Origin of the sequence: Psychrobacillus sp. NPDC093180 (assembly GCF_044754065.1) — a bacterium.
Classification (GTDB): domain Bacteria; phylum Bacillota; class Bacilli; order Bacillales_A; family Planococcaceae; genus Psychrobacillus.
This window is the reverse complement of sequence record NZ_JBIVOJ010000002.1, coordinates 346,696-372,074: the sequence shown is the minus strand read 5'-3', so window position 1 is coordinate 372,074 and position 25,379 is coordinate 346,696. Positions and strand designations below refer to the sequence as shown.

25 protein-coding genes are annotated in these 25,379 nt (G+C 39.4%); 3 read left to right on the top strand and 22 right to left on the bottom strand.

The features are described 5' to 3' along the window. Window positions 1-227 precede the first annotated feature (227 nt). The 15 genes from ACIP9W_RS04790 to ACIP9W_RS04720 all read right to left on the bottom strand — a co-directional run bounded on the left by ACIP9W_RS04790 (window position 228) and on the right by ACIP9W_RS04720 (window position 11,338). The gene (locus ACIP9W_RS04790) at window positions 228-473 is read right to left on the bottom strand and encodes a hypothetical protein (RefSeq protein ID WP_400786607.1); all 246 of its coding nucleotides are present in this window, start codon (window positions 471-473) and stop codon (window positions 228-230) included. A gap of 465 nt (window positions 474-938) precedes the next feature. Beyond that, window positions 939-1,073, bottom strand: a complete 135-nt coding sequence (locus ACIP9W_RS04785; protein ID WP_075982946.1) for a flagellin — start codon at window positions 1,071-1,073, stop codon at window positions 939-941. Window positions 1,074-1,395: 322 nt separating this feature from the next. Next, window positions 1,396-2,478, bottom strand: coding sequence for a flagellin N-terminal helical domain-containing protein (locus tag ACIP9W_RS04780; protein WP_400786605.1), 1,083 nt, complete (start codon window positions 2,476-2,478; stop codon window positions 1,396-1,398). 173 nt (window positions 2,479-2,651) lie between these two features. Next, window positions 2,652-2,867 carry a carbon storage regulator CsrA gene (gene csrA, locus ACIP9W_RS04775; protein ID WP_400786602.1) on the bottom strand — a complete coding sequence of 72 codons (216 nt, stop codon included), beginning with the start codon at window positions 2,865-2,867 and terminating at the stop codon, window positions 2,652-2,654. 4 nt (window positions 2,868-2,871) lie between these two features. Further along, window positions 2,872-3,309, bottom strand: coding sequence for a flagellar assembly protein FliW (gene fliW, locus ACIP9W_RS04770; protein ID WP_400786599.1), 438 nt, complete (start codon window positions 3,307-3,309; stop codon window positions 2,872-2,874). 23 nt (window positions 3,310-3,332) lie between these two features. After that, a complete protein-coding gene (locus tag ACIP9W_RS04765) occupies window positions 3,333-3,887 on the bottom strand; it encodes a DUF6470 family protein (protein WP_400786597.1) in 555 nt (184 codons plus the stop codon). A 55-nt stretch (window positions 3,888-3,942) separates the two neighbouring features. Continuing rightward, window positions 3,943-4,812 carry a flagellar hook-associated protein FlgL gene (gene flgL, locus ACIP9W_RS04760; RefSeq protein WP_400786595.1) on the bottom strand — a complete coding sequence of 290 codons (870 nt, stop codon included), beginning with the start codon at window positions 4,810-4,812 and terminating at the stop codon, window positions 3,943-3,945. A gap of 77 nt (window positions 4,813-4,889) precedes the next feature. Then, window positions 4,890-6,494 carry a flagellar hook-associated protein FlgK gene (gene flgK, locus ACIP9W_RS04755; protein WP_400786592.1) on the bottom strand — a complete coding sequence of 535 codons (1,605 nt, stop codon included), beginning with the start codon at window positions 6,492-6,494 and terminating at the stop codon, window positions 4,890-4,892. A gap of 12 nt (window positions 6,495-6,506) precedes the next feature. Next, window positions 6,507-7,001: a flagellar protein FlgN gene (locus ACIP9W_RS04750; protein ID WP_400786591.1), complete on the bottom strand. Its 495-nt coding sequence runs from the start codon at window positions 6,999-7,001 to the stop codon at window positions 6,507-6,509. 14 nt (window positions 7,002-7,015) lie between these two features. Beyond that, window positions 7,016-7,279 carry a flagellar biosynthesis anti-sigma factor FlgM gene (gene flgM, locus ACIP9W_RS04745; protein WP_400786589.1) on the bottom strand — a complete coding sequence of 88 codons (264 nt, stop codon included), beginning with the start codon at window positions 7,277-7,279 and terminating at the stop codon, window positions 7,016-7,018. Between the two features lie 113 nt (window positions 7,280-7,392). Next, window positions 7,393-7,800: a TIGR03826 family flagellar region protein gene (locus tag ACIP9W_RS04740; RefSeq protein WP_400786587.1), complete on the bottom strand. Its 408-nt coding sequence runs from the start codon at window positions 7,798-7,800 to the stop codon at window positions 7,393-7,395. A 45-nt stretch (window positions 7,801-7,845) separates the two neighbouring features. Further along, on the bottom strand, window positions 7,846-8,469 hold the full coding sequence (locus ACIP9W_RS04735; protein ID WP_400786584.1) for a ComF family protein: 624 nt from the start codon (window positions 8,467-8,469) through the stop codon (window positions 7,846-7,848). Then, window positions 8,466-9,518 (bottom strand): ATP-dependent helicase ComFA, encoded by a 1,053-nt coding sequence (locus tag ACIP9W_RS04730; protein ID WP_400786582.1) that lies wholly within the window; start codon window positions 9,516-9,518, stop codon window positions 8,466-8,468. Before ACIP9W_RS04730 ends, ACIP9W_RS04735 begins: the two co-directional genes overlap by 4 nt. Window positions 9,519-9,805: 287 nt before the next feature. Continuing rightward, window positions 9,806-10,651: a DegV family protein gene (locus tag ACIP9W_RS04725; RefSeq protein ID WP_400786580.1), complete on the bottom strand. Its 846-nt coding sequence runs from the start codon at window positions 10,649-10,651 to the stop codon at window positions 9,806-9,808. Between the two features lie 105 nt (window positions 10,652-10,756). After that, window positions 10,757-11,338: a Cif family virulence factor gene (locus ACIP9W_RS04720; protein ID WP_400786578.1), complete on the bottom strand. Its 582-nt coding sequence runs from the start codon at window positions 11,336-11,338 to the stop codon at window positions 10,757-10,759. A 136-nt stretch (window positions 11,339-11,474) separates the two neighbouring features. On the opposite strand from ACIP9W_RS04720, the gene ACIP9W_RS04715 reads away from it, so the two are divergent. After that, a complete protein-coding gene (locus ACIP9W_RS04715; protein WP_400786576.1) occupies window positions 11,475-12,410 on the top strand; it encodes a nuclease-related domain-containing protein in 936 nt (311 codons plus the stop codon). Window positions 12,411-13,102: 692 nt separating this feature from the next. On the opposite strand, the gene ACIP9W_RS04710 is transcribed toward ACIP9W_RS04715, so the two are convergent. Beyond that, window positions 13,103-13,777, bottom strand: a complete 675-nt coding sequence (locus ACIP9W_RS04710; protein WP_400786574.1) for a response regulator — start codon at window positions 13,775-13,777, stop codon at window positions 13,103-13,105. 30 nt (window positions 13,778-13,807) lie between these two features. Beyond that, the gene (locus ACIP9W_RS04705) at window positions 13,808-14,953 is read right to left on the bottom strand and encodes a sensor histidine kinase (protein WP_400786571.1); all 1,146 of its coding nucleotides are present in this window, start codon (window positions 14,951-14,953) and stop codon (window positions 13,808-13,810) included. A 138-nt stretch (window positions 14,954-15,091) separates the two neighbouring features. On the opposite strand from ACIP9W_RS04705, the gene ACIP9W_RS04700 reads away from it, so the two are divergent. Continuing rightward, complete coding sequence (locus ACIP9W_RS04700; RefSeq protein WP_400786569.1) at window positions 15,092-15,727, top strand: YigZ family protein; 636 nt, start codon at window positions 15,092-15,094, stop codon at window positions 15,725-15,727. A 28-nt stretch (window positions 15,728-15,755) separates the two neighbouring features. After that, window positions 15,756-16,913 (top strand): CAP domain-containing protein, encoded by a 1,158-nt coding sequence (locus ACIP9W_RS04695; RefSeq protein ID WP_400786567.1) that lies wholly within the window; start codon window positions 15,756-15,758, stop codon window positions 16,911-16,913. A gap of 507 nt (window positions 16,914-17,420) precedes the next feature. On the opposite strand, the gene ACIP9W_RS04690 is transcribed toward ACIP9W_RS04695, so the two are convergent. The 5 genes from ACIP9W_RS04690 to ACIP9W_RS04670 form a co-directional block, all read right to left on the bottom strand. Then, on the bottom strand, window positions 17,421-18,953 hold the full coding sequence (locus ACIP9W_RS04690) for a SpoIID/LytB domain-containing protein (RefSeq protein WP_400786565.1): 1,533 nt from the start codon (window positions 18,951-18,953) through the stop codon (window positions 17,421-17,423). Beyond that, on the bottom strand, window positions 18,954-19,658 hold the full coding sequence (locus tag ACIP9W_RS04685; RefSeq protein WP_400786562.1) for an SH3 domain-containing protein: 705 nt from the start codon (window positions 19,656-19,658) through the stop codon (window positions 18,954-18,956). Between the two features lie 18 nt (window positions 19,659-19,676). Further along, the gene (locus ACIP9W_RS04680; protein WP_400786560.1) at window positions 19,677-22,280 is read right to left on the bottom strand and encodes an SH3 domain-containing protein; all 2,604 of its coding nucleotides are present in this window, start codon (window positions 22,278-22,280) and stop codon (window positions 19,677-19,679) included. A gap of 744 nt (window positions 22,281-23,024) precedes the next feature. Then, on the bottom strand, window positions 23,025-24,065 hold the full coding sequence (locus tag ACIP9W_RS04675) for an LCP family protein (RefSeq protein WP_400786558.1): 1,041 nt from the start codon (window positions 24,063-24,065) through the stop codon (window positions 23,025-23,027). Between the two features lie 80 nt (window positions 24,066-24,145). Then, window positions 24,146-25,366, bottom strand: coding sequence for a glycosyltransferase family 4 protein (locus tag ACIP9W_RS04670; protein ID WP_400786555.1), 1,221 nt, complete (start codon window positions 25,364-25,366; stop codon window positions 24,146-24,148). Between the last annotated feature and the right edge of the window lie 13 nt (window positions 25,367-25,379).

The following is a 25,379-nucleotide window of genomic DNA, read 5'->3' as shown; positions in this document are numbered from 1 at the left end:
ATTCAGAAAGAGAATAAGTTTGATTGAGTAGGGATGATTATTTTAATAAACAAAAAAAAGCATCCAATAGTAATAGATGCTTGCTTTTGTATACATTTTTTAACCAATAAGCAAAACTTAATATTCAATTAATTTATTTCATAGATTCCCCTTAAAAATCTTATATAATTTCAATATCACCATTTTTTCTGGGGATACAGAATTAGCCTTATTTCTTTGCTGTCTTTCTACTCTGCAATTCTCAAATTACCGTTGCTATATTTCACAACTTTTAAATAGTCCTCATTACTGCTTTTCAACTTATCCGCTTCCCCTTTTGCTGTCATAATTTGTCCACCAGATTCAAATATAATGTCATCATCAATTATAGTTACGCTATCTTTGTGTACTCTGTAAATCTGGTTAGCCTGTTCATTTCCACACCCACTTAAAATCATGACTACTATAAGAAGTATTGAATAAATGAATTTCATAAATAATCCGCCTTGTTTTATTTTGAATTGATATCTAAAATCTAAAAAAAAAACAAAACACGGTCGGAAACTCCGACAGTGTTTTGTTAACCAGATTAACGTAATAATTGAAGTACGCCTTGTGGTTGTTGGTTGGCTTGCTTTGCCGCTATGTCTTTCGATCATAGAATAGACTATATCTTCACCCTCAAGTGATCCTTGTAGGGGCTGGGCACTTCGAATGACTATTGCCACCCTACGGATTTCATCGTCTTAGTCAAGACCTTAGACGGTATATCCTAGTCGTTGGACCTTCTCCAGAGTTTCCTCACAGGAGCTTGGCTGCTGATTATCCAATTTCACTTTTTTTCGACCGTTCACGTTTGCCGTTTCCAGCTACGTTGTAGGAAAGTGAACTTAAGGAAGTTCCAGCAATTCACCCAGTGATGTTCTTACTCGTTACCAAGTAAGACGCCCTTGAATCGATTATCGAAGAAGTTGTAGAACTCCTTGAGGCATCTGATTCGATTGAGCCAACATTGCTTGTGCTGCTTGAGAAAGAATTGAATTCTTTGTTTGTTCCATCATTTCTTTCGCCATCGTGCGAACATTTACTTTCATAAATGACTAGACTATATCTTCACCCTCTAGCATTCTAGTAGGGGTCGGGCACTTCGGATTCGCAATGCTGATGGACATTGTTTCACCTATGGATTTCATCACCATAGCTTTCGCCTTAGATGGTCTATCCTAGTCGTTGAACCTTCTCCACTGTTTCGAGACAGGAGCTTGGCTGCTGATTGCCCAATCTCTCTTCTTTTCGACCATTCACGCTTGCTGTTTCCAACTACGTTGTAGGGAAGCGAGTTTTAGGGGTTTCCAGCAATTCACCCGATCATTATCTCTAGCCGTTACCAGCTAGGACGACTGTGCTTGTTACTACCTAGGCAGCTAAAGCATAATCAACGTCACGAACACGTGATTCTGCAGCAGTTAAATTTTCAGAAGATGTATTCAAGTTGTTTATTGTGTGCTCCAAGCGATTTTGAGTCGCACCCAATTTAGAACGTTCAGCCGAAACTGTTTCAATTGCATTATTAATGGTTTTAATTGAATCAGATGCAGATGATTGATTTGATATGTTTATACCTTTTGTATCATCAAGAGTAGTAGTCGTGCTAGTTTTAGTATCAGCACCTACTGTTGCTGCAGCAGTTAAATCCCCACCTGATTTAGCTGTAGCTATTACAGCTCCTTTACTAGATGCATTAATTGCATCTAATACATCTTGTTGTTTAGCAGTTGCAGCTCCCGCAGTTGTTCCATTACCAGCAGCTTGTGCCAATGTTACCGTTAGTGTTTTACCATCTTCACTAAGGGTAGCAGTAGTTTTATCTACAGCAGCTGCATCTTTATCTCCTAACGCAGTAAACTTGACAGTTACTTCTTCACCATTATCATTTCTAATTTGAATAGCTGTATTACCAGTTAGGTCTGTTTTATCTCCAACCTTCCCAGCAACCTTAAGAGATTCAGCATCCATGTTATTGATAGTTAACTTTACATTTTGACCTTCGTTAGCTCCAATATGGAAAGTTACATCTTTAGCGTCTCCATTTATTAATTTCTTCGTATTAAACTCTGTATTTTCAGAAATACGCGTAATCTCTTGAGATAATTGATCTACTTCTTTTTGCAGTTCAGCTCGGTCAGTATCCGTGTTTGTATCATTTGAAGATTGGACAGCCAATTCACGCATACGTTGTAGAATGTCATGGGTTTCATTAAGAGCACCTTCAGCAGTAGCCACTAATGAAATTCCATCTTGAGCATTTTTTGAAGCCATATCTAAACCGCGAATCTGCCCACGCATTTTCTCGGAAATCGCTAAACCAGCTGCATCGTCCCCAGCTTTATTAATACGCATACCTGAAGCTAATTTCTCCATAGATTTTGATTGGTTAGTTGAAGCAGTGTTCAACTGACGGTGTGTGTTAAGTGCTGCGATATTGTGATTAATTCTCATTATTAGTTCCTCCTTGGAATATGTTGCTCACATCCTTGTGAGCAGTCTTTTAATATGTCGACAAGAGACGCAGGCCGGCCGAACCCCGTTTTTCTTGCTTACATAGATAGTATCGGAATAGATTGGAAATGTTTAATAGGTTTTCTATTAATTTTTTTGTATTAATTTTGAATCTATTCTTTTGTATTTTTGAAGATGTCTATGTTTGTTATTACAGCTTCTGTGTTGGATTCGGAGATGTCTTGCCTTAGTTCACCTCGGATAACTTCGATATTTCTTGGGGCGCGGATTCCCACTTTTACTTGTTCTCCTTTTACTTCGGTGATGACGATTTCTACGTCTTCGCCGATCCAGATTGTTTCGCTGGCTTTACGTGATAATACTAGCATTTGCTCACCCCTTTTGACTTTCTGATGAGATGAGGTGACGAATTGGGTATGATTCGTCGTTTAGAATGACTTGTTTTGCTTTTTGGTTTGTTGAATTGAATATAATTGGTGCTTTTAAGTTGATGGTTGATTGCGCGATTGTTTCTTTTAATGATACGATTGCTAGAACTGCGACTTCCTTTTCGTCTTGTATTTGAAGTGCGTGGACTGTTGCTTCGTCCAGCTCGAAGCTATAGTCAGTTGTGATTTCGTATGGGTTTGTGACGATAAATGCCAACTCTACTGTTTGAACGGATTGCAATACGTGAAAAGCATCGTTATTTTCAATTGGAAGTAGGATGAAATTTCTTTCTTTTTCGAAACCGGGAATTCCACGGTCAAATGTTATGAAGCTTGAAGTATCTGTTTCTACTTCGCCCATATAAGCTGTTTTAAGTTTCATATTTTTTTACTCCTTCGTTACTTTTATACAAGCCAATCTATTTGAAGTGATGCGTGTTGTTGCAATTCTACTGTTACTTTTCCAGGCGTGTATGTATGAATTGGTTTGTTTGTTTTTGTGTTATTAATCACTTGTTGTGGTTCTACTTCAATGTCTACACTGCCTGGTTGAAAGTTCACTTTGACGCTTCCGTTAGATGGGATGAATTTGATGCTTAGTGATGAATATGGTTGTCTGCCCGTTTGTTTGGCTTGACTACTAATCGTACTTCCTCCGTTTTCAATACGCATTAATTCATTGCCCTCTTGTGCTCGCCTTGCTGTGCCTTCTTGTGCTGTTTGTGTAGCATAATTAGCAACTTCAGCAGTCCTTCTGCTTGAGCTCATTAAATCTAGATCAGCTCTTGCTTGTTCTGTGTCTATATTGAGCTGTGGTTTAGTTATTTGCATTGTTTGGACTGCTTTTGGTTGTTGAAGGTCTAAAGTAGCACTTGGTTGTTCGATTTGCTGTACTGGTTTTTGTATGTTTAAACTGATTTGTGCTTTTATTGAATGGACTTGGAGTTTAGGTATGTTCACAATTGCTCCCTCCTTTAAAGAAAGCGTTTGGAACATATTGTCCAAACGCTTTTTATTATCTTAAAAAGTCTACTAATGAAGGTTGAATAATTCTTGCTCCTACTGAAAGCGCTGCACGATGGACAGATTCTTGTGTAATCATTTCGGTAATTACTTTTTCATAATCGATGTCTTCGTTTTCGGACATTTGTTTCGTTGCAATTACCGATTGAGATTGAAGACGTTCGTCCATAAGTTCTACACGGTTTTGACGAGCACCTATATCTGCACGAGTTGTTAGAATCTCGTTCATTTGGTCATCGATTTTACCGATAGCTGCGTTGAAATCTACCGTTCCATCTTTAATATCTTGAAACATTTGATCGATATTTTTGAATACATCGATTGCATTTGTGTTTGCTTTGAGAGTTATCCCATCGAATACTTCTATTTCTACATCTTTGTTAAATGAATCTAAGCCTGTTGTTGGATAACCACCAGTTTTTTCATCAAATAATGGTGTGGTTGTTTTTGTTCCACTAAAGATATATTTATCCCCAACTTTTGTGTTCGCGATGTTTTGAATATGTTCCCTTAGTTGATCTAACTCACTGTGTATTTTCGCACGGTCGTCTGGTGTTGTCGTATCACTTGCTGCTTTTACGGCTAATTCATTTGCACGTTGTAATGCTGAACCAACTTTATCTAAAGCATCATCGGAGCTATCTAGCCAGTTGTTTACTTCCCCGATATTTCGTTGGAATTGTTCTACTTTATCTAATGCGGTACGGTAGCCGATACCTTTCATCGCAACTACTGGGTCATCGGATGGACGGTTTACTTTTTTGCCTGTTGTTATTTGATCTTGCAGTTTCCCCATTTTGTTATAGCTAGTTGAAAGGTTACGTAGCATATTGTTTGATAGCATTGATTGGGTTACGCGCATAGTTTGTTCCCCCTATTTGGTCTAGCTTCAGCGCCTTGCCCCTCGGGGTCAAAGATAGGCGCTTACGCTTTTCTATTTTAAAGTCCTACACGGCCCATGCCGTTGATAATTTTGTCTAATATTTCGTCTACTACTGTAATCATACGTGCATTTGCGTTGTATGCTTGTTGAAATGTGATCATGTTTGTCATTTCTTCGTCTAGTGATACTGAGCTCACTGATGCACGGCGTTCTGTTACTGCTTGTTGAAGTGTTGCAGAGTTAAATGCTAGACGTGCTGCTTGTTGACCGTCTACCCCTAATTGACCGATAATTCCTTCGAAAAAGGTTTGAGCACTAACATTATTTAAGTCAGTAAGGCTAGCGAATTTCATGTTTGCTAGGATGAGTGCTTGCTTCCCGTTACCAGCTTCCGCTTCACCTGCTGCAGAATTAGAGGCTGCCAATTTATTAGGATCATCTATTATATCTTTGGAAACATAAATATTAGCCGCAGTAATGCCCTGTCCATTTGCAGGGTCTTTTGGTACGAAAAATTCGCCACCCTGTTCACCCTTTAAGTCAGTTCCTCCTGCATGTAGCGCATTAAACTCTTTGGCAAATGCTGCTGCCATTTTATCTAATTTTGCTATCATTTCAGAGAATAGTCCCTTTTCATCACCAGTTGCAGTTCCATCTGATGAATAGCCATATGAATTTGCAGAGGATTTAAGTTTTCCTAAATCACTGAAGTTATTAATATTATGAACTTCTAAAGTCCCTTGAGTCGACCAGTCTTTGTTTAGATTAGTTTCAGAACCATCCTTATTCACTTTTACCAGATGAAGTCCCGTCATCTTATCAGTTGGTGTAACGCCATCTGGTCCGCTTGCACCAGAATTATGAAGTTGTGCAAAGTCTTTACCATCAACTAGTTTTAGAGTAGTACCGTCTTTTAATTTTAACGACACTGTCACAGAGCCTTCTGCAATTGCTAAAGCATTTCCACCCGATTTAACATTATCTGTTTCGATAGGAAAGTAAGTAGATAACTCATCTAATAGCGTGTCGCGAGCATCATACAAATCATTTGGCATATAACCATTAGGCTCAATAGCTTGGATTTGTTCGTTAATGCTTGCGATTTGTTCTAATATGGAATTTGCATCCTTTATAGAGATACCTATTTCTTTTCCGGCGTTTTCTTTAACTTGGTTAATGGATTTCGACAAGTAGTTAAAAGAATCCGCAACTGCAACTCCGCGTTGGACAACTACTGAACGTGCTCCGCCGTTTTCTGGGTTTACGCTTAAGTCTTGTAGGGATTTCCAAAATTCATCTAGTGATTTGGCTAAGCCGTATTCAGATGGTTCGTTTAGTACGTCTTCCATTTGTGTGATGGCTTGTGATCTGGATTCCCAGTAACCAAGTTTGTTGGATTCTTGACGATATTGGCTGTCGATGAACGAATCACGAATACGTTGAACGGACTGTGCTTGGACTCCTGTTCCTAGATGACCAGGGATTTTAGGTGCGTTCAGGCCTGTTCCTGGGTAGCCTAGAGTTGCTTCCATGTTCACGCGCTGGCGGGAGTAGCCGAGTGTGTTGGCGTTGGAGATGTTATGTCCGGTTGTATATAGGGCGGATTGTTGTGTATATAGTCCACGTTTACTTGTTTCTAATCCCATGAATGTTGAGCCCATGTGGTCGCCTCCTTATGCTTGCGAATCGAAGTAGGCTTTACCTTTGGAAGGGGCTTGTACTTCGGATTTTGAATAGTTTATTTGGTCTGGCTTTGGTCGTAATGTATCTAATGTTAAGTTGACGAATTGTAAGGATTGTAGCGTCAGCTTTTGGTTTAGGTCGTTTTGGTTTTTGAGCGATTCTAGTGTTAGGAGTAGTTTGTTGCGTTCTGCTCCTAGTTGCTCTTTTTCTTCGTTTGTGTTGGTATTTTCTAAGACTAGTGCAACAGTTGGGTTGTCAGTAGGAGCAATTCCTTTTGCTCGAAGGTAATCCGTTACCTCTTTTTGACGCTGTTGTTCTAGCTGAGAAATGCCTGCTACGTGTGCCTGCTCATCCTTGAGCAGTTGGTTTAGACTGTCCATGTCGCCAGTTTTAATTGCTTCTGTTTTTTTGTATGCAACTTCTAGCAAACTTTTGTGTAGCATGTCAAGTTTCGTAAGAGATTGCAATATCTTTTCGATGGACATGTTTTAAGCTCCTTTTAGAGACGGTAATAATTAAGGATATTTGATGCTAGTTTCTTAGCGTCTACTTGATATGTGCCCGCATCAATTTGCGCTTTGATTGTGGCAACTCGTTCTGCTTGGTTTACCTCCACTGGAGATTTTGTTTGCATGCTTTTTGCAGCAGATGAGATTTCTAGTTGATCGGTAGTAGGTTTTGCCACCTGCTGTGTTTTTTCCACTTGTTGTTGGTTGCGTTTGTATGGGTTTACTTGGTTTAATCCAATGTTGGTGATTTTCATATGGTAATGTCCTCCCTTCTTCGATAAAAGTGTCTACCGTTTATTTCGGTTTGATCTGTAAAGTGTTTAGAGTTTTTTTATAATCACGAAAAAACTCCCACATATAGTGAGAGTTATCTATAGTCCTTATGGTATGTATTTTCTTGCGTGTTTACTTTTTCACGGAATTCTTTCGCTGCTTCGAATTGGCGTAGGCTTGTTTTTAGCTCTTCTGTACAGCCAGTGCATAGTTTTCCTTGTGTAGTTAGTTTGCCGCAGTTATCGCATGGATAGCCAAGGTTTGGAAACAGCGCTGGTTGCAAGCGACCTTTACGAACCCATTTGTGTAGCAGTGATTCTTCTACACCCGTTGCTTCGACGATTCGTTCAACGGTTGCCGCGCGGTTTTCTCTCTTTCGCAAGAAACGATAGACCGTTTCATATAGTTTTTCTTCATTGGTGGCGCAGTTATTGCACACATCTCTTATCCCTGTATAGTTAAAAAAGTCGCCGCAGGATGGGCAATTTTTTAGTTCTCCCATGAGGATCCCTCCAAGTTCAGTTGTCTCCTCTTTTATATCGGCAGTTTATCCTTTTATTAAAGTAATTGCTTCAACCCTTGTTGCTCCTGCGTCTTTTAGTAGTTTGGCAGCATGGTGGATGGTTGCGCCGGTTGTGTATATATCATCGAATAAAATATAGTTTTTTGCTTCTACCCTAGTCCTAACTTCAAAGAGTGAACTTGCTTCTAATCGTTCTTTTCGCGTCTTTTTTCCTTGTTCACTAGTTGCCGTTTTAGTGAGCAGATGTTGAAAAGGAATGCTTGCACTGTTTAATAGCTCATCGACTTGCGCAAATGTTCTCTGAACTAGTTTTTCCGAATGCATCGGGATAGGCACTACAATGCCTTCTTTTCCTTCGAAAGCTTCGTGCAATGTTTTAGCAAATACTTGTGCGAGTGCTACGTCTTGTAAAAACTTATATTGATGCAGATAACTTTTCATCGCTTCGTTGTACGAATAAAGTGCTGTAACAGCATCCACTGTTCCCTCGTAGTGAGTACCCTGGAAATCACTGAAATCGATTGTGGTATCTGATTTTGTAAATTTGCTGAAACACCTGCTACATGTAGAGGATTCTTTCTCATATAGAAATAACTTCCCCCATGTAGGGGATGGTTGGAATGCAGCTCCACAAATTAGACAGTTCATGATCGGTTCCACCCTTCGATTGCAGCTAGCGCTTTGTCCATTTCACGGGAGATACCGTGATGGAAAAAGACAATATCCCCATCTGGATATCGGAAGGAACGACCGACTCGTCCGCTTATTTGGATGAGTGCGCTTGATGTGAAGATTTTTTGTTCTGCTCCCACTACAGCAACATATACGTTTTCAATTGTTATGCCTCGTTCTAGGATGGTTGTTGTGAGTAAGCCAGGTATTCTCTTTTCTCGCAGCTGCATGACGAGTTCTTTTCTATCTGGATGCTCTGCATGTACTCTTGGTAAATCGCCTGGGAAATTTTCGAGCATTTCGATGGTTGGCAGGAACACGAGAAATGGAGTGTTTGTTTTTGTTTTCTCCTCGATCCATTGCTGCAGTTTGAATGGGACTTTTCCTTTGTTTAGTTGCCTAGCGTAACCCCATAGACTGTCGAATCTAGGGACGGGTAGGTCATGTCCGTGATATCTTCTAGATAATACGGACTGGTTCGTTGTTTGGAGTGATTTTGTTGGTGTTGCTGTGACGTAATGAATGGCAGCGTCTTGTTTAGCTGCTTTTTTCACTGCTCGTTGTAGGGTCTCATCTGCGTAATATGGAAAGGCGTCTGCTTCATCGACGAATATGACATCGAATGCTTGTTCAAATCGATAGAGCTGATGTGTGGTAGCTAGTATTAGTTCGGCGAAACCTTCTTGGTCGGGTGCTCCGCCGTATAAAGCATGAATCGTTGTTTTTGGAAATACTTTTTGAAAGCGTGGGAATAGCTCTAGGATGACATCGGTTCTTGGGGCTGCTACGCATAATCGTTTTCCCTGCTCAAGACATCGGAAGATGGATGGGAAGAGTAGCTCGGTTTTTCCAGCTCCACAAACTGCATGCAAAAGATGGGATTTGTTTTGTTCGACGCTTGTTAGTAGTTCTTCGCTTGCTTTTTGCTGGAGAGGGGTCAGTTGTCCACTCCATGCAAATTCATGAGCGTTCGCGCCGCGAGCATGTTCTTTGTCCCAAAGGAGTAACTCAGAGCAACTACTCACCCGCCCCATCCGAATACAATGGCGGCAATAGGTGCAATTTTGGTTACAGCGTGCGCAGTGAAATGTGTGAAATAAGTGCTGGGTTGTGTTGTGGCATCGGTTGCAGACGTACTTCTTTAATTGACCAAAAAGGGCTTGGTTTTGGTCTTTTTCTATGCCGGGTTTGAGGTGGATGTGGCCGCTTTCGATGTGGGCGTCGATGGCTTCGCGCGGGAATGGGGTGTGTTCGCGAAGCCAGATGCGGCCAGTGAGAAATTGTTGTAGCTGTTTGTCCATGGGCATTCTCCTTAGTTGGTTTTTACCCATCCTAGACCCATCGAGCCTTCGCCAAGATGCGTGCCGATTACAGGGCCGAAATAGCTGATCGTGAACTCAACGTTTGGTAGATTTGCTTCTAACTCGGTTTTCCATGCGATCGCTTCTTGTTCATTGTTTGCGTGGATGATGGTTGCTTGCAGTTTTGTGTATTTGTTTGCGTCTTCTTGAAGTAGGTCTGCAATGCGTTTCATCGCTTTTTTACGCGTGCGTACTTTTTCGAATGGGACGATGATTTTGTTTTCGAAGTGAAGGATTGGTTTCACTTGCAGGACGTTACCAATGACACGTTCGATGCCGTTTAGACGACCGCCGCGGTGCAGATGGTCGAGGTTGTCCACCATGAAGTAGGCACGAATTGTTTGTTTCATTGTGTTTAGTTCTTGTAGGATTTCTTCTGGATGTGCTCCTTCATTAGCCATTTGTGCGGCTTTTAGCACGTAGAAGCCTTGTACCATGCAGGAAATTTCTGAGTCGAATGTATATACGTTAAGGTTGTCCACTATTTCACCGGCTTGTTTGGCACCTGCGAGTGTTCCGCTAATACCGCTCGATAGGTGGATGGAAATGACTGCGTCGTAATTTTTGGATAGTTTTTCGAAGGTACTGACAAAATCTCCAAGGGCAGGCTGCGATGTTTTCGGTAGCGTGCGCTCGTTTCGAACTTTGTCGTAAAATTCGGTTGCGTTAATGTCGATTTCTTCTTTGTAAGTGTCATTTCCGATGACAACGCTTAGTGGCACCATGCGAATGTCGAGTTTTTCGCGAATTTCTTTTGGGATATAGGCGGTGCTGTCTGTTACGATTGCTGTCTTCATTTTGTGAATCACACTCCTATTGATAAGTTTACTGAATTGCGGTAGGAAATGGAAGCAAAAAAATGCCCCAGACATGATATTTGTCATATATGCCCGGGGTGTGGTTTATTCAGCTGCTGTGTCTCCGATGAAGTATACGCTTGTGACAAGCCATTTGCCGTCTTCTTTGACGAAAACTGTTACTTGGCGACCGTCACGATCGAGTTTTGCACCGGTATCTGGTTGTTCTAGTGCGATGTGGATGTTCGCGAATACTTGTGCATGTGTTTTGTCGTATTTGATGATCGTTGTGTTGTCAGCCGTTCGGATGGTGTCGTAGTCGTTGAATGTTTGCTCAACTACTACTTTTTCATCTTCGTAGTTGAAGCCTTCTGGATTTTTGGAAATAGTGTTCATGTAGCGGTTGATATCTTCTTCGTTGAACGCTTCCATGTACTCATCGAAGGATTTCAGTATGGCTTCTTTTTCTTTTGCTGGTACGTTGGTTGCTTCTTCGATGTTGCCGCCAGCCATTTCGAAGCCGACTTCGGCAGACTTGTCGTTTGCACCGTGGTCGGTTGTTTTTTGGGTGTTGGTTGGTGCGATGTCGTTTACGGACCCTGTGTTTGTGTTTGTATCTTCATTACTACTGCATGCTGCTAGAAGTAGTGCAATAGTTGCGATGGCTAGTGTATGGATGATTTTCATATGTGCAATTCCCTCCTGCTAGTGGATATTTTGTCATACTTAAGACGAAAACTCAATTAATTGGTTTCATGTTAGATTAGGTGGAATGTTCTGTTAGTTTGTTGTATGATTTTGGGGATGGAGGTGAACTAGACAATTGGTTATAAAACAATATGCTTTATTGAAAAGATTGCGTATCCCACATGTAAAAGAGGAGGATATTCGGAAAGATATTCACCAAATAGAGTCTGGTATTCGCGGAGAAAATCGACTATTACAGAAATTAAACGAATTACGCTTGCCTGGACCATATCGAATTTTCTCAGATTTGAGTTTACAATCTGGTGAGTGGAAAGTTCAGATTGATTGTTTAATAGTTACTGACCGCTGTTGCATCGTGTTAGAGTCTAAAAATATTAGTGATGACTTGTATTTTAATGAGAACTCTGATGAATTTTATAAAGTAGATAGAGCCGGTCAGGAAGTAGTTTATCGCAATCCCTATTACCAGCTTTTAAAACATATTCGATTTATGAAAGAGTTCTTCCAATTATTAAATTTTCCCCAAATGAAAGTAACAGGTGCCGTGGTATTAACCGCCAAGTCCTTTAGAATCCGCCAGAAACCAACCCATTATCCCATTTTCAAATTAGAAAGTATTATCGAGAAAATCCTACACATGTATGAATCTCCCTCTTCTTTTAGCCTGAGCAATGAACAGATAGACTCTGTTGAGCAAACGTTATGGAAAAAGCAATCAACTTTTATCCATCGCCCCCTTTGTGAAAGCTATCAAATTTCTCCAAATGAGTTGATCCGAGGAGTTGAGTGTCCAAAATGCGGCATGTTAGGTATGAAGCGAACAGGTAAAGTATGGACATGCCCTAGTTGCAAGCAAAAGTCTCGCGATGCTCATAAACATGCTGTTGAAGAGTACTTTTGGTTGGTGAGTAAAGAAATGAGAAATAGAGATTTCCGTGTTTTTTGCAAGGTAGATTCTGTTTATGCAGCTTCTCGTATGTTGAATAATATGGATTTACAGGTTCATAGGGCTGGGCCTAAGACGTTTTATACTCAGAAAAAGGATCGATGAAAATCGATCTTTTTTTGTTGGTTGGGTGGTGGATGTAAGGTAGTGTGTTGAAAATATATTGCAAGATCCACTGAGATTTTTTGTGGATCGCAAGGTAACACTTTCGAATCGCAAGATACTATGCCAGATTCGCAAAATAGAGCCTGAGAATCGCAAGATAGGCTCTTCAAATCGCAAGATCCCCTGTCAATTTTTGTGAATCGTAAGGTAGCACCTCCGAATCGCAAGATACTATGCCAGTATCGCAAAATAGAGGTTGCTTATCGCAAGATTGAATCTTCAAATCACAAGATTCACTTACAATTTTTGTGAATCGCAAGGTAACACATCCGAATCGCAAGATACTATGCTGGAATCGCAAAATAGAGGTTGCTTATCGCAAGATTGACTCTCCAAATCGCAAGTTCCCCTATCATTTTTTGTGAATCGCAAGGTAACACATCCGAATCGCAAGATACTATGCTGGAATCGCAAAATAGGGCCTGAGAATCGCAAGATTGACTTTTCAAATCGCAAGATACCCTGTCATTTTTTGTGAATCGCAAGGTACCACCTTCGAATCGCAAGATACTATGCCAGAATCGCAAAATAGAGGCTGCTTATCGCAAGATTGACTCTCCAAATCGCAAGATCCATCTTTTCCACTCAAACAAAAATCCCCTCGCCCGCGGGCAAGAGGATTTCTTATCTGTTTATCGTACTTCCACCCAACCGTTTTTGATGCCGGTTACTACTGCTTGGGTGCGGTCGTTTACGTTCATTTTTTGGAGAATGCTTGAAACGTGGTTTTTTACTGTTTTTTCAGAGATGAAAAGGGTTTCTCCGATGGTGCGGTTACTTTGACCATCTGTCAGTAGTTGGAGTACTTCGCATTCGCGCTTTGTTAGTAAGTGGAATGGGCGGCGAATTTCTGTTTGATGGAAGTTTCCTTTGTTTTCACGTTCGCTTAGGCGACGGAATTCTGATACTAGGTTGCGTGTTACTTTTGGATGTAGGTATGAGCCGCCTTTTGCTACTACTTTAATAGCAGAGACGATTGCGTTTGCATCCATTTCTTTTAGCATGTATCCAAGTGCGCCAGTTTTTAGGGCATGAGATACGTATGTTTCGTCATCGTGAATGGATAGGATGATTACTTTTGCATCAGGAAATTTTTCTAATAGCTCTGCTGTTGCTTCTACACCATTTTTGGTCGGCATATTAATATCCATAAGTACTACATCTGGAATGTGTTGCTCGTAAAGGCGAAGCACGTCATTGCCGTCGTCACCTTCTGCTACTACTTCGAATGTGTCTTCGAAATCTAGAATGCGTTTTACTCCTTCACGGAATAGTTGGTGATCATCTATAATTATAATTTTTGTCATGTATATTTCCTCCTAATAAAAACCCAATAGTTATTCTTCTTTTATGGGAATGCCGAACAAAATAGTGGCGCCTTTGCCTGGGGAAGAAATGATTTTCATCGTTCCTTCTAGCAAGTCCACTCGCTCTTGCATTCCGATTAAACCAAATGATTTTTCTTTTACAACTTGTGGATCAAAGCCGACCCCATTATCTTTGACGATAATATTCATCTTTTGTTGCAACCATTCTACTTTTACCCATGCTTCCGTGAACTTTCCGTGCTTAATACTGTTCGTTAAACATTCTTGAACTAGTCGGAAAATGGCTACTTCGAAATTGGTTTGCATACGTTTTTCTTCTCCGAAAGCTTGGAAATTAATCTTTTTCGTTGGATTGTATTCCTCAATTGTAGATATGTATTTTCGAAGTGTCGGAATTAGTCCTAAATCATCGAGTGCCATTGGGCGAAGATCGTAAATGATTCGCCGAACTTCTGAAAGTGCATTTCGAACCATTGTCTTTAGTTCGATAATTTCTTTCATCGCTTCTTCTCCACCACGCTGCTCGTATGTAAGATTGATTAAATCTGTTCTAAGTAATACGTTGGCAAGCATTTGTGCAGGACCATCATGTATTTCGCGAGAAAGTCGTTTACGCTCTTCCTCTTGAGCTTCGATAATTTTTAAAGTAAAATCTTGTTTAATCTTTGCGTTTTCTAAAGCCTCTCCTACGTCCTTTAAGTCAGATGTTAAATAGTTCATCACTATATTTACTTGGTTGACTAGTTGATCGGCACGCTCAATCATTTCTAAAAGTCCTTGTAATCTGCGTTCTAATTCATCTCTTCGTAGCCTTAACTGCTTTTCTTCATTGCGCTTTATGAGGAGCTTTATTTGAATATCGTTGGCAGTTTCGTAAGCACTACGTACCTGTGGCTCATCGTATGAGTCAAAGTTTTTTGAGACTTCCGCTAATCGGTTACGCGCTAATCTAGAATTCGCTTCCAGCGTATCTCCTTCTAAAATAACGACTTCGATGTTGCTTCGAATTATTTCTAGCTCCACTTTCATTTCTTCGAAGCTTTGTCGACTTTGTTCGCTTATAATGAATATATCCCTTTTCGAATGATCCATCACTTCGACCATTCGATCGAAAATAACATCTAACGATTGAGTATTCAAATTCTTTTTCGTCATCTGTTTTTTTCTCCTTTAAGCATGTAAATGAGTCTCCATTCATAAATGCTGACAAACTTTATTATAGCACTTAATAACTAAAAATAAATTAAAATTACTTTACAAGTATATTTCAAATGATACAGGGAGGAAATTTTTATGAGAAATGATTACCATACAGTCAAAGGTTACGGGGAGAGCGAGACCATCATTCAAAAGTCACGCTTTCTCACATATGTTGAACGAGCCGAAACCGAGCAAGATGCACAGGATTTCATTAATAATATCAAACAACTGCATAGAGATGCCACTCATAACTGTTCAGCATACATAATTGGGGAACATGATAATGTCCAAAAAGCGAACGATGATGGTGAGCCAAGTGGGACTGCTGGTGTACCTATGCTAGAAGTGCTAAAAAAACAAGGGTTGAAAGATACAGTAGTAGTTGTCACACGCTATTTTGGAGGCATCAAACTTGGTGGTGGCGGTCTTATTCGGGCATATGGAAAAGCGACAACAGAAGGGATTGCCGCAGCAAAAGTAGTAGAGCGAAAGTTGCATCATTTGATGAAAGTACAGGTAGATTATACATGGCTAGGTAAGGTAGAAAATGAAGTAAGAAATTCTTCCTACCCGCTAAAAGAAATAAATTATGCAGATTCCGTCGAATTTTTTGTTTACACGGAAGCAAATGAGGAAATCACATTTACTAACTGGATCATTGAAATGACGAACGGCCAAGCAAAAATTGAAGTTATTGAAAAAGAATTTTTGGAATTTGATGTGAATTGAATTATACTTTTACATAAGAGGTGATGAAATGAAAAAGTTATCCATATTAATCCTATTGCTTTTTAGTTTAAGTGTTGCTCCTATGATTTCATCCGCAGCCTGTACCACTCCTGTGTATTGGGACGGTGTTGAGCTCAAGTCAGGTCAAATAGGGCGAGTGCTCATTCAAAAACCAACGACTATTTACAAAAATGTAAACGGAAATTTCGAGTTTTCAAGAACGGTACATCCTGGTGAAAATTATCGAGTCTATGCAAATAAGTCTACCTATTACCATCTAGGTGGTGGCTTAGTTATCAAGGATGATGCATCGATTTTGTATCAAACTCCTTCCAAGCAAAAATTGAGTTGTGTGAAGAATACCTCTACATCGTTAACGATTGGAGATTCGACAACAGCTGTTTCAACAAAGCTTGGAACAGCACAAAAAAAGGTGACCAATGAATTTGGAGCTTCCACTTCTATTTATCACCAAAACTATCAAAACTTTTATGCTATCAGTTTATTAAACAATAAAATTGCATCTCTTTATACAAAAGATAAACAGTACAAGGTGAATGGTGTAGCAATCTCCAATACAGTTAGCGAACTAGAAAATAAATTAGGTACGAATTATCAAACGACCGGCAACACATATCCCGTCGAAATCATAACGTACCAGTTACCAAAATACGAAGCTAACTTTTTTATCGATGTACATAATGACAGTAAGATTTCTGCCATTCTCTTAGTAGATTATCAATTAATGAATAAAAATCCGAATTTATATCCGAAAAAGTCCTCTTCCTTGGAAGCTAGTTATGAATCGTTATTATTTGAATTAATTAATGCAGAAAGAAAGGTTCAAGGAGTTCCTGTTTTGCAGAATGCTTCGAAAGTGGCTACGGTTGCTAGAAAGCATAGTGTAGATATGGGGACCAATGAGTATTTCAGTCATGAGAATTTGCAGGGGCAATCGCCGTTTGATCGACTTGCAAATGGTGGTGTGACTTTTAGGAATGCTGGGGAAAATATAGCAACCGGATATACGAATGCTTATTTTGCTCACGAGGCGTTGATGAATTCCCTTGGACATCGTAAGAATATTGTAAGTACTGCGTATACGCATGTTGGTGTTGGTGTTTTCTTTGCTAAGTGGACGTATGGTTCTATTCCATATTATACGGAGAATTTTATTAAGCCTTAACTAGATTAGTAAATAGTAAGCAAATCTTAAGTGCAATTTGTCTTCTGCATTCCTAGCATGCTTTGGACTGAACATCGGCAATATTATTACCAGATAAATTTTTGAGGGACGGGAAGTGGCAAGCCACTTCCCGTCCCTCTTTTTTGGTAATCCTATTGCTGTTATTTGTCTGTCGCCTGCTTGAAACAAGTGGAGTCAGATTGTTTCTAGTTTAGTTTAAAGGAAGAAGAAATACATTCATATTTAGAGAATAGTGCCCGAAGATACAATTTCGGGCACTCTTTGCTTCTCCATTTAGAGATACTACTCCTAATTTTTCTATGACCACTGTCTGGAATACTCTTACCGCTTCCTCAACTAAAATGTAAATCAGTAGGATTACTTATTATAGAACCCACTCTAGTTATCGGGAACTCCGGGTTCATAGCACATAAACATATTAAAAAAAGTAGAGTTAGAGAATCATCAAGATTCTCACTCTACTTTTTTGTTAGTAGCAATATATGTTTAGTACTTCTCGATTGTTGTTCCCTGGTAATAATGTTTCAAAATGCGGTCGTATGTCCAGCCTGCGTCAGCGCGGGCTTTTGCTCCCCATTGGCTCATGCCGATGCGGTGACCGAAGCCTTTACCTTTTACGGTAACGGTATCGATACCGCCGGTTGTTCCAGTTGTTGATACGATGCCTTCATTTGTTTGAATGTTAACATTACCATTTGGAATGGTTTCCACACCAGTTGCAGTTTGTACAGAAGCACCTGTTAAGGAAGAGATATCCGTTGTTCCATTTGTTTGTTGCACAGAAACTTCCGTTATGCCGGAAGGTTTTGTGAAACTAATATCATACCAGCTAGATTTTAAGGATGCATTGTTTGCATCTAAAAATACGTTTCTCATAACTGTTTCGTTGCCTGTGATCGTTTTTTCTGCTGAATTAGTGATAGCTGTTACAGCTGTTACTTCTCCGTTAGAGCCACCTTTAGTTAGCTTTACATCTAACAAAACATCGGTGCTGCTAAATCCGAACTTCTTCAGGATATTTGCTTTCGGTATAGAAACTGTCCAGTTATCGTATGGTGACTTTTCAATGGAATCGTCTACAGATACGAATTGTGGTACTTGGGCAGTGTCCCAAACCTCGCCGATATTCGCAGTTTTACCACCACTCGCAGCGTAGTAATATGCTTGCACGAGCTTGCCGTTTGATTTCACTACTAAATCTTTTGTTGCATCAACAGCTGAATTGGTGCTTTTTTGTTCGGATGTATAGCCTTTGTACATTTGGTCTTTTGTTGTACTACTTAAAATGCCTGCTTTACTTAATGTATAGCTTCTTGCTGCAACTGTTTGTGCTTTTAATGCTTCTTGGTGCCAAGATGCATACGATTCGTTTGGAATAACTCCTTTTAAATAGTTTTCCAAATCTAGTCGATTCACTATTTGTACAGTTGAACCAGATTTTACAACGTTAAAGCTACCGCGAAACTGAGTGCCAGTCGGTGTTTTTCCAAGTGGAAGTGATGAAACTTCCGCTATCTTTGCATAAGTAGCCGGTACCCAAGAAGAAGCACCCTGTTCATCTGTAATCGAATACCATACTTCACCATTTGCATTTGTAAATTCATTTACGAAGTTTGCGCCTTGGAAAGCTTTATAGGATTTTACTGTTTCATAGTCAGCAGTTGCACCTTTTTTCCCATCGACATCTGATGTGAAGACAACCATTTTTTCATTGCCAGTTAACGCATGTAAAGCAAATCCGTTCGCTGAGAACATAGAAGCTCCAGATTGATAAATCGATACTTCGCCGTTCACTTGTGAAAAAGTAACCGGTGTGTTCGGTAATGCGAAAAACATTTCTTTCGTCGTTAGGTTTTCTAGCTTATAAATACCTGTTAGATTAAGCGAAGTGGAGGAAGCGTTGTGCACTTCTACTCGAACCTGCTTTGAATAGCTTTCTTGCTTGTAGGCAAATGCAGTATTGGAAACTGCTAAACTAAGTGCCACTACTGATAGACCGGATATTATTTGTTTAAACAATTATTTCACCTCAGTTAGCGTACTTAGCACCCAACCTTTAGTTCCTTTAGCCGTTTGCACATTGTACCATATTTCACCATTAGCATTTTTGAAGGAATCTAAATATTTTAAAGAAGTTCCTTTCGCCACTAATTCAAGTGATTTGTAGTTCGTTGTAGCACCTTTTCTAACGTTCACTGCTTGTTTAGCTACTACTTCAGAAGGCACGACATTGCTCGGTTTTGTTGTTGTAACATCACCAGAGAATACCCAGCCTTTTACGGTAGCAGATACTTCTACACGGTACCAAACACCAGTAGCCGCTTTATGTTGATCGATTACTTTTAGTCCTTTATTTGCTCCGAAAGTTGCTAATACTTTGTAGTCGCGAGTTGCGCCACTATGCACCTTTACACTATTGCCAGTCGTATATACCGTTGCTGGTAGACCAGTAGAAGGATCTGGAGTCGTCGTTGGTGGTGGCGTTACAACCGTTCCACCTTCTGCAACTGCTTTTTGCAATTGTTTAATAATCGCATCTTGTTCAGCTACTTTTTTCTCTAGTGCAGTTACTTTTGTATTAATAGGATTTAGTTGGGCTTGTACCCATTCAACAGAAGCAAGTAAAAGGTTGGAATTTGCTTTTGTAGCACTAGGCACTGTAATTGTAAGCAGTAAGCTTAAACCTAGCACTGCACCAACCGTTGCTAAAAGTTTCTTTTTCATCGTATACATTTCTCCCTCTTATTGTTTGAAATAGTTTTCTAATCCTTTTCGAATTCCTGTTGCTGCTTTTTTCTGGAATGCAGCGGAAGCTAGTTGCGCTTCTTCTGTTGGGTTTGATATAAAAGCAAGCTCCACAAGAACAGAAGGAAGTTCGTTCATACGATTTACATAAAATACTTGTTCTTTTACTCCACGATTGTACGTACCTATTGCTTTTACTAAATCCGATTGAATGCTCTTAGCTAGCGTTAAGCTGCGCGGTCCGTTAAAGTTAACCGTCGCATTATAATACGTCGTCGTTCCTTTAGCAGTGGCATTTAATGCATCTGCGTGGATACTGATAAAAGCATCGTAATCTGATTTGTTTGCAATATCAGTACGTTGTTTTAACTCTAAGAAAACATCCGTGCTTCTTGTTAATACTACTTCTGCTCCAGCAGCTTCTAGCTCTGCTTGTAAAGCTTTAGCAGTTGCAAGCACAACGTCTTTTTCTCTCTTTCCATTTGGTCCAATAGCTCCAGGATCTTTTGCACCGTGACCAGCATCCAAGATAATTTTCTTACCTGCTAATCCTTTAGGTACAACTTTAATCGTCAATTCTTTATCATAATCTCGAATTGTATACGTGTAATTAGGATCGAATGTGATCAATAAAACTGAAGTACCGCCAGACACTTTTTCTACTTTCATACTTTTCACGCCAGTAACGGAGGATTTAATCTCGTTTATATTTGATAGATTACCAAATATACGTAAAACATTCGCAGAAGGCGTTGAATAAGTAATATCGAATTTAGATGGTTTGGTCCATACCATATAGTTTTGACCATTTCTTACTTCTGTTCGACCATTCGATAATTGGATCGGTGAAGCATCTGAAAGCATAGAAGCTTGAATCCATCCGCGTTTTTCACTTTGTGTTTCAATATTGACCCAACCATTCAATGTACGAAGCACTCTTACTGGTGTGCTTACATAAATTGTGTCTACTTTTTTCGCAGTAGCACTTGCACCGTTGAATACAGTAGCTGTTTTCGTCCCGTATTTAGTTGGAATATTTTCATTTACTTCAAAGTCTGGAATCCAGCCTTCTTTACCACCAGCATTAATTTGAATCCAAGTAGTACCGTCTGTAGCCTTCAATTTGTTTAATACGGTAAAGCTTGTGTTTTTAGCAAGACCTTGTAGAACTGCAGAATTATAGTTGCTGTTTGCGTATAATAAAGCATTTGCTCTCTTAATCGTCCCTTTTTCACCTGCACCCGGTGTAACGATCGGTGTATCTTCAACAGAATCTCCAATGGACACAACGGATTGATGCAACCAAGCTTCCCCACTTGTCGTGTTCACTTTATACCATTTTTCCGATTTAGCGTCCGTTGCATATTGACTTGAATCAAATACATCATTTTGTCTCGCTTGTGTCACCACATCAAATGTAATTGCTGGGCCAGAACGCATATTTGCTACAGGAACCGAAACTCTTAAGCTATTTTTCTCTTCTACAATATTTGCATCAGTAGAAGGTGTTTCAGGTGTTGGATTCTCGGGTACATTAGAAACAGTTTCAAATGCATCTGCAGGTATCCAACCTTTTTTCCCTACTGCATAGGTCACTTGGTACCATTTTTCTTTGGAAGCGTTTGTAAACTCTTGATGGATAGATAGTTTCGTTCCAACTTGAATTGTTGCTACCGTTTTATAGCTTTTCGTTGCACCAGAATGAACAGTAGATGTTTTACTCACTACTTTGTTTGCTATCGATGAATCTTCGAATGCAGAAGCAAGTACCCAGCCCTTTTTGCCAGTTGCATAAGTAACCTGCAACCATTTTTCTTTGGATGCGTTTGTAAACTCTTGATGGATTACAAGAGTTGTCCCAGCTTTTACTGTGGAAACAACTGCGTAACTTTTAGTTGCCCCTTTATGAACAGTTGTTTGTTGTACAACTTTCATAGAAGTTGCTGTTTCGCCAGCTGTAGCGTTTAATGCAAATAAATCCGATGTTACCCAACCTTTTTTACCGTTATATTCAACGTTAAACCATACTTCGTTTTGGGCATTTGTAAATGCACTTAGTACTTTCAATGAAGTGCCTGCTGGAATTGTAGCAACAACTTTATAAGAAGTTGTTGCACCACTTCTCATATTTGATGCATTTTTTCCTATTTTTTGTGTAGTTCCCACATAAGAAATACCATTAGATGTGGATGCTGCTTTTACAGCAGTTTGAGCGATTGGTTTAACTGGCCCATTAATAACTACACCACTTTCACCAGCTGTAACATTTATTTCGAATAACTCGGATGTTACCCAGCCTTTTTTACCGTTATATTCTACATTAAACCAGACTTCTTTTTCCGCATTTGTAAATGCATCTAGTATTTCCAAAGAAGTGCCTGCTGGGATTGTAACAACTTTGCTATAGGAAGTTGTTGCACCACTTCGCATATTCGCAGCGTATTTCCCTATTTTTTGTGTTGTACCTGCTATTTGTTGAATTTCGTCTAAAACTAGAGATGAATTCGAAGCGGCATATGCAGTTGGTGATTCACTCGCAAGAAGATTAAGTGGCAAAAGAACAGAAGTTGCTAAGACAGATGATGCGATTACTTTTTTCATTTGTTCCTCCTTGAAACCTGTGTTTTCTCCATTTTAATGCACCAATCCCCATAAAACAATCCAACTAATGTAATTAAATCCAATGTCATAGAAATGTAATATATTTAATAGAATTCTGTCATAATCTCTGCTGACTGGATTTCTAACGTAACAAGGGTCGAAAACGCTGAAATAAATTTCCAATCGCACTTGTAAAAATTAACACAATTAAGGGTTAATCAGAGTTGAATTCCTCCTACCTCATACCAAACTTCTATTTATATTACCAACTAATAGTTTTTAGGGGATATATGAGTGAATCTCTAGATAGGAGTCTGTGAATCGCAAGTTCCACTTTGTATAGCAAGATAAGGGCCTCTAATCGCAAGATCTCCTTTGAGAATCGCAAGATAGGGACTCTAAATCGCAAGTTCCACTTTGAATCGCAAGATAATGGCCTCTAATCACAAGATTCCCTTTGAGAATCGCAAGATAGGGACTCTAAATCGCAAGATCCACTGCTAGAATCGCAAGATAAGAACTCTAAATCACAAGATCCCCTTTGAATCGCAAAATAAGGCCCTCTAATCGCCAGATTCACTACTGGAATCGCAAGATCCCCTTTAAGAATCGCAAGATAGGATCCTCTAATCGCAAGATCTACTGCTAGAATCGCAAGATATAGTCTTTAAATAGCAAGATCTCTCAGCTCTATCGACTATTAAATTTTTCCACAAAAAAACAGCCCATTACAGGCTGTTCGTTTTACTCTCCTATCGTTAAATCAGAGACAGTTTTTGTTTTAATTTCACTTTGTGCGTTTTGACCGAAATCATCTAGGTTAAGCTGCAGTTGTTTTTTCACTTCTTCCAGCGACTCTTCGTCTATCAGGAAATAAGAGGTTCCTCTTATCATGGTATCCACACCTTCTAGTTGTAGCTGCTCGATTGGTGATGATTTGATGTTTTGATAAGTCTTGATCAAGCCAAAATAATCCGAAGATGGAATATTTGTTTTGACGTTATTGCCGACGTCTTTGATCATATCATCGATGTTAGCAATATTGCTTATGCTTGTTGCTTTGTTAATAATCTCTTGGATTACTTGTTTTTGTCGGATATTGCGCCCAGCATCCCCTTGAGGATCTTTTTTACGCATACGGACGTAAGCAAGTGCTTCGTTCCCGTTTAAGAACATAGGACCTTCTGTATACTTCTTCCATTTTAAACTACCTGTAAGCTGAGCGCTGAAGGTAAATGGAACATCTACATCGACACCGCCTACTGTATCTACGATGTCTTCAAAACCTTGAAAGTCTGTAGAAACGTAATAATCAATTGGAATATCTAATATTTCTTCCAATGTATTGATCGTATAGTTAATCCCTCCGAAAGCGTAAGAGTGATTAATTTTAGTCTGGTATCCTAAGTCAGGCACATAAACTCTAGAATCTCGTGGAATACTGACCAAGGAGATTTTTTCTGACTTCGGATTAATTGTTGCTAAGATTAAAACATCTGCTCGACCATATTTTGCTTTTTCTTCATTTTCGATACCTGCTAATAATATGGTAAATGCAGAGTCTTCTGCTTTGGCACTTTCGATCTTGTTTTCTGCTTCTTCCGTTGGATTTGTATCCTTTTCCAATGGCTCGTATATTTTATTTATTGCATTTTTTGTCTGAAGCGATAGATTTGTGGCAAACACAATAACTCCAGAGAAAAGCACCATCGAAATAATAAGTATTGTATATAAAAGTTTTCTTCTCGTCTTTGTTTTTCGCTTTTTTTGACGTGAAGTAGTCATAATACTTCCCTACTTTACTGTTAAAATATAATCTCACCAATTATACATAAATTTTTACTCGATGTATATGGAAAAGACCATTACTTCTTCGTAAGGTTTTGCAAAAGATCTTTGACAATAGAAGCCCAGCTATACTCATTTAGCGCAAGTTGTCTTCCGCATTGTTTCATTTTTTCCCGATTTTCTTCATCCATTTCGACAAAATGGAACATAGTTTCTGCGATAGAATCGACATTTTCAGGTTTTGCGACTAATCCAATGTTGTTATCGGTCACGATTCGCGCACTTTCTCCTTTTCCGCAGTAGAGCACTGGTACACCAGAAGATGCTGCAGGGAAAATTTTGGATGGGCGTGCCCCTTCAAACAATGCGATATCGCGCAATGGCACGATACTTACATCTGTTACCGAAAATAGCTTCGGCATTTCTTTTAAAGGTAAATGGCCTAAAAAAGTAAGATTTTGCAGTCCTAATTCTTTCGATAGCTGATGAAGTTTTTCTTCTTCTGGACCCGCTCCTGCGATTAAAAAATGGGCATGTGGAACAGTTTCTTGCATTTTTTTAGCTGCATATAATATAAACTCTAATCCTTGTGCATAACCAAGATTACCACCATAGGCAAAGACAAATTTATCTTGTAAGTCGAATTTCTCTACATACTCCGAATTTTTTTCTGCCGGTTGGAAAAAGTTTGTGTTTACGCCATTTGGTAAAACAAATACTTTCTCCTCTGGTTGCGAGTGATTAATAATATACGATCTAATACCATCTGTAGCAGTAGCAATTTTCCAAGAATGCTTGTATAAAAACGACTCTAAAATTTCCGCAAGCTTAATAAAAAACTTATTTTTTACAAGTCCTAGCTTCACAGCAGACTCCGGCCAAACATCCGCCACATTGAAAACAAATTTCGCTCCTTTTAGTTTGGCACTAAGTAGGCCAGTTAACCCTAAAAAGATTGGCGGAGAATTTACAATGATAACATCTACTTTTCCTGCTTTCATTAGCCCGTAAAATGAACTGAAAGTAAAGGAAAAATAAGACACTAATCGTTTATAGAAAGTTCCCTTTTTCGAAGGGTAAATCCAAGTTCGGTGGACAGGAATCCCGTCCCATTTTTCAAATTCATATTTTTTCCCTTTATACTCATCCGGAATAATTCCATGTGGATGATGAGGAAAAGCAGTCACTACTTGAATATCATGCCCTTGAGCGAGCAGTTCTTTACTAACCTCATATACACGTATTTGTGGAGCACCTGTTTCAGGTGGGAAATGTTGACATAAATATACGATACGCATAGCTTTCACCGTT

Bases quoted from the DNA above. Each gene is read 5' to 3' on its own strand.
- ACIP9W_RS04790 (WP_400786607.1), bottom strand. From the start codon at position 473: ATGAAATTCATTTATTCAATACTTCTTATAGTAGTCATGATTTTAAGT.
- ACIP9W_RS04785 (WP_075982946.1), bottom strand. From the start codon at position 1,073: ATGAAAGTAAATGTTCGCACGATGGCGAAAGAAATGATGGAACAAACA.
- ACIP9W_RS04780 (WP_400786605.1), bottom strand. From the start codon at position 2,478: ATGAGAATTAATCACAATATCGCAGCACTTAACACACACCGTCAGTTG.
- csrA (WP_400786602.1), bottom strand. From the start codon at position 2,867: ATGCTAGTATTATCACGTAAAGCCAGCGAAACAATCTGGATCGGCGAA.
- fliW (WP_400786599.1), bottom strand. From the start codon at position 3,309: ATGAAACTTAAAACAGCTTATATGGGCGAAGTAGAAACAGATACTTCA.
- flgL (WP_400786595.1), bottom strand. From the start codon at position 4,812: ATGCGCGTAACCCAATCAATGCTATCAAACAATATGCTACGTAACCTT.
- flgK (WP_400786592.1), bottom strand. From the start codon at position 6,494: ATGGGCTCAACATTCATGGGATTAGAAACAAGTAAACGTGGACTATAT.
- ACIP9W_RS04750 (WP_400786591.1), bottom strand. From the start codon at position 7,001: ATGTCCATCGAAAAGATATTGCAATCTCTTACGAAACTTGACATGCTA.
- flgM (WP_400786589.1), bottom strand. From the start codon at position 7,279: ATGAAAATCACCAACATTGGATTAAACCAAGTAAACCCATACAAACGC.
- ACIP9W_RS04740 (WP_400786587.1), bottom strand. From the start codon at position 7,800: ATGGGAGAACTAAAAAATTGCCCATCCTGCGGCGACTTTTTTAACTAT.
- ACIP9W_RS04735 (WP_400786584.1), bottom strand. From the start codon at position 8,469: ATGAACTGTCTAATTTGTGGAGCTGCATTCCAACCATCCCCTACATGG.
- ACIP9W_RS04725 (WP_400786580.1), bottom strand. From the start codon at position 10,651: ATGAAGACAGCAATCGTAACAGACAGCACCGCCTATATCCCAAAAGAA.
- ACIP9W_RS04720 (WP_400786578.1), bottom strand. From the start codon at position 11,338: ATGAAAATCATCCATACACTAGCCATCGCAACTATTGCACTACTTCTA.
- ACIP9W_RS04710 (WP_400786574.1), bottom strand. From the start codon at position 13,777: ATGACAAAAATTATAATTATAGATGATCACCAACTATTCCGTGAAGGA.
- ACIP9W_RS04705 (WP_400786571.1), bottom strand. From the start codon at position 14,953: ATGACGAAAAAGAATTTGAATACTCAATCGTTAGATGTTATTTTCGAT.
- ACIP9W_RS04700 (WP_400786569.1), top strand. From the start codon at position 15,092: ATGAGAAATGATTACCATACAGTCAAAGGTTACGGGGAGAGCGAGACC.
- ACIP9W_RS04695 (WP_400786567.1), top strand. From the start codon at position 15,756: ATGAAAAAGTTATCCATATTAATCCTATTGCTTTTTAGTTTAAGTGTT.
- ACIP9W_RS04685 (WP_400786562.1), bottom strand. From the start codon at position 19,658: ATGAAAAAGAAACTTTTAGCAACGGTTGGTGCAGTGCTAGGTTTAAGC.
- ACIP9W_RS04680 (WP_400786560.1), bottom strand. From the start codon at position 22,280: ATGAAAAAAGTAATCGCATCATCTGTCTTAGCAACTTCTGTTCTTTTG.
- ACIP9W_RS04675 (WP_400786558.1), bottom strand. From the start codon at position 24,065: ATGACTACTTCACGTCAAAAAAAGCGAAAAACAAAGACGAGAAGAAAA.
- ACIP9W_RS04670 (WP_400786555.1), bottom strand. From the start codon at position 25,366: ATGCGTATCGTATATTTATGTCAACATTTCCCACCTGAAACAGGTGCT.